The organism is Streptomyces antioxidans, assembly GCF_000968685.2.
GTDB classification, from domain to species: Bacteria; Actinomycetota; Actinomycetes; order Streptomycetales; family Streptomycetaceae; genus Streptomyces; species Streptomyces antioxidans.
In genome coordinates this window covers 1-6,132 of sequence record NZ_LAKD02000127.1, presented here as the reverse complement: position 1 = coordinate 6,132, position 6,132 = coordinate 1, and the positions used below count along the sequence as shown (strand labels likewise).

At 68.3% G+C, this 6,132-nt stretch carries 5 protein-coding genes; all 5 read right to left on the bottom strand.

The genetic code is table 11. The features are described 5' to 3' along the window. Positions 1-447: cation:proton antiporter domain-containing protein (locus VT50_RS35390; RefSeq protein WP_206269538.1), on the bottom strand; the 447-nt coding region annotated here is incomplete at its 3' end. Then, complete coding sequence (locus VT50_RS35385; RefSeq protein ID WP_053048507.1) at positions 444-2,015, bottom strand: FGGY family carbohydrate kinase; 1,572 nt, start codon at positions 2,013-2,015, stop codon at positions 444-446. The genes VT50_RS35385 and VT50_RS35390, both read right to left, overlap by 4 nt. A 499-nt stretch (positions 2,016-2,514) precedes the next feature. After that, entirely contained in the window at positions 2,515-3,279 is a 765-nt protein-coding gene (locus VT50_RS35375) for a pyridoxamine 5'-phosphate oxidase family protein (protein ID WP_063893209.1), read from the bottom strand. Between the two features lie 152 nt (positions 3,280-3,431). Then, positions 3,432-4,838 carry an NAD(P)/FAD-dependent oxidoreductase gene (locus VT50_RS35365; protein ID WP_240529442.1) on the bottom strand — a complete coding sequence of 469 codons (1,407 nt, stop codon included), beginning with the start codon at positions 4,836-4,838 and terminating at the stop codon, positions 3,432-3,434. A gap of 57 nt (positions 4,839-4,895) precedes the next feature. After that, positions 4,896-6,089, bottom strand: coding sequence for an alpha-hydroxy-acid oxidizing protein (locus VT50_RS35360; RefSeq protein ID WP_046085456.1), 1,194 nt, complete (start codon positions 6,087-6,089; stop codon positions 4,896-4,898). Positions 6,090-6,132: the final 43 nt, after the last annotated feature.

Genomic DNA, 6,132 nt, shown 5'->3' with positions numbered 1-6,132 from the left:
CGGAGGGCACAACACCCGAGGGGTAAGGGTCAGCGCGGTCAGGACGCCCAGGCCCAGGGGGATGGCCAGGCCCAGCAGACTGATCCAGGCGACAGTTGCGCTTTTGCTACGCACCAGAGTGAAGTCGAGGCTCATGCCGGTGACTCCCACCAGGACCAGGACACCGAGCAGGGCGATGCTGTCCAGCAAGTGGAACTGCCCCGCCTGTGGGGGAAACACCCAGTGGCTGGCCGCGGGGGCGAGCTGTCCGAAGACACTGGGCCCCAGCAGGACGCCCACGCCGAGTTCGCCGACCACCGCGGGCATACCCAGCCGCCGGGCCAGCCGCCCCAGCAGGTGCGCGGCAGCGATCAGGATGGCCAACTGGGTGAGCAGCAGCACCGCCGGATGACCGCCTAAAGGGGCTACCGGGGCGACGGCGGTCAACGCCACGGGAGTAGTGGTCACCGTGATCCGTCGGCGCGCCACTGGGCGGCCGTCAGGGTGGCCAGCCAGTCGCCCTGTGGTTCGGTGGCCTCCTCGGCCCAGCCGGTGGTGCGTTCCAGCGCCGAGCGCCAGCCGGCGTAGCCGCGTTCGCGCTGGGCGGGCATCCACTGTGCGGACCAACGGTGGTTCTCGCGGCGAGTGGCGGCCACTTCGGCAAGGTCGGACCACAGCCCGGCAGCCAGTCCAGCAGCGTAGGCGGCGCCGAGAGCGGCGGTGTCGGTAACGTCCGCGGGACGGCGGAGCTGGATACCCAGGACATCAGCGTGGATTTGCATACACATGTCGAACCAGGCACCGTTGCCATCGACCCGCAGCTGGGTCGGAACGCACCCAGTCCCTTCCCGCATGGCCTCGATCACATCGCGCAGCTGGTAAGCCAGAGCCTGGAGGGCAGCGCGGGCAATGTGATTCTGATTGTGGTGAGTGCCCATACCCAAGATCGCGCCACGCGCACCATACTCCGGCCGAGGCAAGGCAAGCCCGGTAAACGCCGGCACGAAATACAGCCCTTCAGGATCATCCGCCCGCCGAGACATGGCCTCAATCTCACCGACGCCCCGGATAATGCCCAGCCCATCCACCAGCCACTGCACAGTGGCACCGGTGTAGGGGACGAAGCCCTCCAACGCATAGACAGCCGGCTCACCGGCCAGCTGATAGGCGACGGTACCCAGCAACCGGGAATCAGTATCGGCCCGTGTGGTCCCGGTGTTGACCAACAGGGCGCTGCTGCCCTCGAAACCGTAGCGGGCCTGGCCGGGCAGGAAGCAATGCTGACCGAAGAGGGCTGCCTGATGCTCAGCCAACACCCCCGCCACCGGCAATTCGATACCAAAGGGTCCAGACCCCGCTGTGCTGCCGAAGCGGTCGGGGCTGGAGGTGGGCGCCACCTGGGGCAGCATGGCGGAGGGTATGCCGAACAGGGCCAGCAGTTCCTCGTCCCAATCCTGGGTGTCCAGGTTCAGCAGCATGGTGCGGCTGGCGCTGGTCACATCGGTGACATGCCCTCCGGTCAGGTTCCACACCAGCCAGGAGTCCATGGTGCCGAACAGCGCCTCGCCCCGCTGTGCGTCCGCACGCAGGCCCTCGACGTTGTCCAGCAGCCAGCTCAACTTGCCCGCGGAGAACAACGCGTCCGGCACCAGACCGGTCTTTTTGTAGATCAGCTCACTGTGCCCCTCCCGCGCCAGACGTGCCATCTGGGCGGCCGAGCGGCGGTCCGCCCCGGCGATGGCCGGGGCATAGGGCCGCCCGGTGCGCCTGTTCCACACCACGGCCGTCTCACGCTGGGCGGCGATCCCGATAGCGGCCAGCGCGGAAGAGGGCCGACCGAGCGCGGACAGGGCCAGGCCGACCACGGTCTGGACATGCCGCCAAATCTCCACCGGATCGTATTCGAGCGTGCCATCGGAAGAGGCCGACGGGCAGAGCTCCACCCGCTGCCCGGTCAGCTTGGTGCCCTCGCGGTCGTAGACGATAAGCCGGGTATCGGAGGCGGACTGATGCAGGGCTGCGATCAGGTCGGCCATAGCAGGTCCTCCGTAAGTCTCGGAAGGGCTGTGGGAGTGCCGTGTGCGGCTGATCGGTCTCTCACGTACGCTCAGAGCTACCGCCCAACACCCCGCCCAGAAAGGCAGGCACCACTCCTGCGGGGGCGGACACCACTCCTGCGGGGGCGGCACCCCACCCAGGAAGGCGAGCACCACTCCTCCGGGGGGCGGGCACCCCGCCCAGGAGGGCGAGCACCGCTCCCAGGGGGCGGGGCCAGCCTGTGGGGGGCGGCAGCCCACCGGGGCCGGGGAGCTGCCCGTGGGGGGCTAGGTGTCCGGCTTAGGCAGCAACCCGTCGGGGGCGGCAACCCGCCGGGGGGCGGCAGTTCGTGTGGGTGGGCGACAACCCGTCGGGGACTCCAGCCCGCGGGGAGCTGTGGCCCGTGGGGGTGGGCGACAGCCCGCCGGGGCTAGGTGTCCGGCTTAGGCAGCAACCCGTGGTGGGCGACAGCCCGTGGGGGCGGCAGCCGGTGGGGGGTTAGGTGCCTGGTTTGGTTGGTGGGCCGGGGACGGTGGCCATGGCCTCCTCCGGGACCAGGAACGGGCCGCTGTATTTCTCCACGATGGGCGGTACCACCACGTCCTCGGGCAGATCCGGCGCGGACCGGGGATCCAGCGCGACCTGACGCAGCGGCACATACCCGGCCCAGCAGCCGCCCTGGAGATCAGCGGGCTCGTATTTACTCTGCTCTTCCCGACGGACCTTGGTAGAGACCTCCTCCAGATCGAGGGCGACGACGGCCACGCTGGCGAACTCCTGCCGGGTGGGCGGCCTGGCCTCCGCACTGCGGCCGGTAGCGATGTGTTCCAGCAAGGTGGCCAGGGCGCGCATCCGCTCGTCGTCGTCGGTGATCAGGCGCAGCCGGCCGTGGGCCATGACGCTGCGGTAGGCGGCGGAGTGGATCAGCCAGGCCCGGGCGAAGACCAGGCCGTCCAGCAGGGTGACGGTCACGCACACCGGTGCCCTCTCGGCTCCGAGCTGGGCGAAGCGGCCCGCGCGGGAGCCGTGGAAGTACAAGGTCTCCCCGCGCCTGGCGTAGACCGCGGGGAGCACCACCGGGTAGTCCTCCCGGTTGAAGGCGATGTGTGCCACCAGGCCCTCGTCCAGGATGGCGTGTGCCGCCTCGTGGTCGTAGCGGATGCGCTCGCGGTAGCGGATCGGTACGGTGCGCGGGGTCACCGGATAGGAATCGTCGTCGGCTGCTTGGTTGAGTTGCGCCGCGATACGGTCGGTGTTGGCCACTGCCTTAAACTCCTTGTCTGCCCAATGGGCCTGCCCGATAGACCTGCCCGCTTATCCCGTGTGTCCCGTTTGTCCCCCGGGGGCCTCCCCGGGGAGGCAGGGCGCGAGTGTGCGGGGTCCCGGGGGGGCTTGCGGGGTCTCCGCCGGTGGCGTCAGTTCCTGGTGTCGCGCAGCCGCACGCTGGGTTCCATCTCCAGGTACATCCCCTCGATGGCGTTCGCCGGGGAGTTGGGCATGATCGTCCATTCCCGCGACTGGCTGTGGATGCGGGTGGGCGGGGTGGTGCCGGGATCCGAGCCGTGCAGGCTTTTCTCGATGACCTGGTAGGCGTCCAGGGTCGTGGCGTCCGAGAGGTCTTCCACACCGGCGATGATGCTCAAGAACGCCTCGTGGAGGTGCAGCCGCTGCTGCTCGGCGCGGGTCATGGCCTGGCCGCGGTAGAAGTAGTCGTCCTTGCCGCGGTAGCTGTCGTAGAAGACCGAGACCAGGACCAGCAGCCGTTCGTAGGAGTAGCGGTAGGCCACGTCGTAGAAGTTCAGGGCCCGCTCCTCGGCCACGGTGCCATCGGCCATGGAGGAGACCGAGGCCGCGGCCAGCATGGCGCTGAAGGTGGCCAGGTGAACGCCGGTGGACAACAGCGGGTCCAGGAAGCAGGCGGCGTCGCCGGAGATGAGGTGGCCCGGGCCACTGAACCGGTCCGCCACATAGGAGTAGTCGGTCTCGGTACGGATCTTCGCCACCTGTTCGGCGTCGGCGATGGTGCGCCGCACCAGCGGATGCGCGTGCACGGCCCGGTCGTAGAGGGCTTCGACATCGGCCGGGGAGGAACACTGCTCGCTGAACCGTTTCTTGTCGGTGACCAGGCCGATGCTGGTGATCCCGTTGTGCAGCGGGATCACCCAGATCCACCCCTCGGCGGTGCTGCACACCGTGACCGCGCCGTCAGGGCCCTCGGCGATGTCCTTGGCGTCCTTCCAGTACGTCCAGACCCCGACGTTGCGGAAGACATCGTGCATGCGGCGGATGTCGAAGTGGCGCTTGGCGAGCAGACCGGCACGGCCGGAGGCGTCGATGACATAGTCGAAGTCGATCTCGCCCTCGTGCCCGTCGCCGTTCTGCCACCGGGCCGCCACCGCCCGGTCACCGGAGAAACGGATATCGCGCACCCGGTGGCCCTCGAAGGCCTCCACCCCCTCTTCCCGTGCATGATCGAGGAGGATCTTGTCGAAGTCAGCGCGGGTGACCTGCCAGCTGTGTTTTCCGCCGGGGACATCGGTGAAGGGCAGGTCCCACTTCTCCTTGCCCCACTCGTAGTAGGAGCCGTCCTTGTGGCGGAAGCCGAACGCGTCGAGCTTGCTGGAGACCCCCAGCAGGTCCATCATCCGCACCACCGACAGCGACAGTGACTCCCCGACGTGGTAGCGCGGAAAGGTGTCCCGCTCCAGCAGTGTGACCTCAACGCCGTTACGCGCCAGGAACGTCGCCGCGGTAGACCCTGAGGGTCCGCCGCCGATGACCAGCACCTTGGCCTGGGATCGCACCTTGGCTTGGGATCGCATCTGGTTCCTTCCCTTTCACACGAATTCGGTTGGCCCCAGCAACCCGGCCGTTCCCCATCAGTGCCCACCTGCCCGGCCGGGAGCCGGGCGGACCAAGTGCCGCAGATCCCCGACCGTCGCGGCACCGGACATCACCATGGTCAGCTCCAGCTCCGCCAGAACGCAGCGCAGCACATGCCGCACCCCCTCAGCGCCGTCGATAGCCAGCCCGTACAGCCACGGCCGGCCCAGCAGCACCGCGTCAGCACCCAGGCCCAGCGCGATGGCGACATCGGCGCCACTGCGCACCCCGGAGTCGAAAAGCACCGGAACCCGGCCCGCCACCTGCCTCACCACCGCAGGCAGGGCATCGAGTGCGGCGACGGACCGGTCCAGTTGCCGGCCGCCGTGGTTGGAGACCACCACACCGCTCACCCCGCGGGCGATGGCCTCTTCCGCATCATCGGGATGCACAATCCCCTTAATGAGGATGGGCAGATCGGTGATCTCACCCAACTGCTCGAAATAATCCCACCTCAGGCCACTGTGACCGAAAACCTCCCGCCACCTGGCCCCAGCAGCCGCGAGCCACGGCTGACTACCGACGGCCATGTCCTGAGGCAGAGAGGCAGTGAACAGCGGGTCAGCCAGGAAGGTTCCCATACCCTGCCCACGCAGGAACGGGTCATACCCCAGATCAAGGTCAGCAGGCCGCCAGCCCCGAGTCCAGGAATCCACGGTGACCACAATGGCCCGGTAACCCGCCTTCTGCGCCCGCCGCACGATCGAGGCACCCAACTCCTCATCCCGAGGCGGATGCAACTGAAACCACAAACCCGCACCCGGCGCGGCACCAGCCACCTCCTCCAGCGACAACGAGGAGGAATTGGACAGCGCCATCGCCAAACCCAACTGACCAGCCACCCGCGCAGCAGCAGCCTCACCATCAGGATGAGCCAGACCCGCCAGACCGATCGGAGCCAGCATCACCGGCGCAGCCACCGAAGTACCCAACACATCGGTAACAAGACTCAACGCCCGACCGGCACCCAACGGACGCGGCACAATCTCCCACGCGTCAAAAGCCGCCCGGTTCGCCATCACCGTACGTCCGCCACCCGCCCCACCCGCCACAAACGACCACAGACCAGCAGGCAGATACTGGCGCGCCAGCTCCTCAAGCCGGGCCGGATCCCCGGGAAGCCTGGGCAACCGACCACGCAACCCGTCAGCGAACACCTCATCACGCACGGCGTACCAGGACTCAGTCATCGCTCCATCCCCCCATCACCGTCATGGAACCCGCCACCCCCGC

What these genes read in the sequence shown, in the direction of transcription:
- VT50_RS35385 (WP_053048507.1), bottom strand. Translation starts at nt 2,015, where the DNA reads ATGGCCGACCTGATCGCAGCCCTGCATCAGTCCGCCTCCGATACCCGG.
- VT50_RS35365 (WP_240529442.1), bottom strand. Translation starts at nt 4,838, where the DNA reads ATGCGATCCCAAGCCAAGGTGCGATCCCAGGCCAAGGTGCTGGTCATC.
- VT50_RS35360 (WP_046085456.1), bottom strand. Translation starts at nt 6,089, where the DNA reads ATGACTGAGTCCTGGTACGCCGTGCGTGATGAGGTGTTCGCTGACGGG.